This window comes from Vibrio sp. Vb1574 (assembly GCF_033338675.1).
Map to the genome: position 1 here is coordinate 1 of NZ_JAWOTC010000107.1, position 1,997 is coordinate 1,997.

General features: G+C 44.4%; 1 protein-coding gene and 1 pseudogene. Both read right to left on the reverse strand.

All coding sequences use genetic code 11. The annotated features are described in order from the left end of the window. Positions 1 to 537: Gfo/Idh/MocA family oxidoreductase (locus R7O12_RS23885; protein ID WP_318126518.1), on the reverse strand; the 537-nt coding region annotated here is incomplete at its 3' end. Between the two features lie 121 nt (positions 538 to 658). Then, positions 659 to 1,997 (reverse strand): annotated as a pseudogene (locus R7O12_RS23890) (phosphoethanolamine transferase); the annotation flags it as partial.

Genomic DNA, 1,997 nt, shown 5'->3' on the forward strand with positions numbered 1-1,997 from the left:
GGCTTTTGCTACAACATTTACGCTGTCTAGCGGGTGAATAAAATCGTCAAAGATGAACGTACGGAGTTCTCCCAGCAGATTGTGGCGATTTTTCTCCCAACGCAGTGACTTCAAATTAGCGACATCGCCTTTTTGTACGTTTGGCAAATAGTCGTTGTAGAGCGGAATGTGTCGGCGATTAAAGCCAACATAAAGTGGTTGATTGGCGATAGCTGCAATCTCATAGAGTTGCTCTACCTGTTGGGCACTGTCCGCCAGAGGTTTGTCGACAAAAGTGGGAATGCTTTGTTTTAGAAAATATTCAGCGATTTGAAAGTGAACATGAGTTGCGGCATGAATCATCACCGCATCTACACCAAACGCAGGAAGCTGTCGGTAGTCCTGACAGCTTTCCTTAATGCGATATTGCTGAGCTAGTGAAGAGAGGGTTTCGGCGTCTCGGGTACAAAAGACCAGCTCAACATTAGGAAGTTGAGTAATGACAGGAAGGTAAGCCTTTTGTGCAATGTCGCCTAAGCCAATAATACCGATTTTCATGTTGTTCGCTCTGTTTCGATTTCATTAGGCGTTGATTATAACGAGCGAAAAAGAGGTTGGCAGAAACGGCTTGTCATAAAAAAGCCTGACTCACATTTTGAATCAGGCTTTTTCTAACTACTTAGGATACGGTTCGACAGGTTTTGAAGATATCTAACTGGCCGTCGTAGGCTTGGGTTTTTACATCCATAATACCAAGCAAAGAGTGGAACACATTGTCATGCGAGTACTTACCTGCATTTTGTGCTTCTTTGGACAAGCAATCCGTGTTGATGTGTTTTGCTTGCTTAAAGCTTGGCGACATCCACATGATAAGCGGTACTCGTTTTTGGAAATCCGGAGCAAGTCCGTAAGGCATACCATGTAAGAACATGCCGCTTTCACCAAGCGATTCACCGTGGTCAGAAACATAAATCAACGCAGTGTTATATTTTTCTTCTAACGTCTTAAGTTTGTTGATGGTTTGTTCCAAGACAAAGTCTGTGTAACGAATGGTATTGTCGTAGGGATTTACGATCTCTTCGACGCTACAGTTTTCAATGTCTGCACGTGGGCAATCTGGTTGGAAAAACGCTTTCTCTTTCGGTTAACGTTGGAAGTAAGTTGGGCCATGGCTGCCAATAAGGTGCATGGCTACAACTCGGTTACCGTTCATGTTCGACACTTCTTGGTCAAAGTCACTCAGTAGTGCCATGTCGTAACAAGTTTGACCGTTGCACAGTGCGTTTTGTTGCTTTCTGTCTAGTTCGATTTTTTTGATCTTATGCGCGACTTCTTTATCGCCACCGTCGTTTTCTTTCCACAGTAGGTCGATACCTGCACGTTGCATGATATCTAACGCGATGTCTTGGTTATCAGCTTGTTTACGGTCAAATTGATTGCGCGTTAACTGAGAAAACATGCATGGTACAGATACTGCTGTCGCAGTGCCGCATGACGCTACATCTTTAAAAGAAATAACATCTAATTGGCTGGTGTAGGGGTTAGTTTCACGCTCGTAACCATTCAGTTGATAGTTTTGAGTACGTGCGGTTTCACCTACCACAAAAACGAGTAACGTCGGTTTGTCCTGCGCTTGCTGTAAAGCGGTCGAAGATTGCTGTGCATCAGTACCGATTTCACGATATGGCTGTGGCGTAGTTAAGTAATTTTCTTTTACGTAACTTGTCGCGCTGTAGACATATTGCGTTGGGATGATCATTTTTTTCAGGTAGCTGTTATTGCGACCCACAGATGCGTAATCTTGATAGTACAACCCCGCAATCACGGCAATAACTGCTAACGAAGCGAGCATCGCGACCAGTTTTGTAAGCACAAAGCGTAGCCATTGTCCGCGTTGTGGTTGCAGCTTTACTTTGAACACAATCAGGGCAGGAATCACACCCATTAACGTCGTCCAAACGACTGAATACGTGCTGAGATAAGAGCTTGCTTCACTCGAGTCGGTCTCGACGATGTTG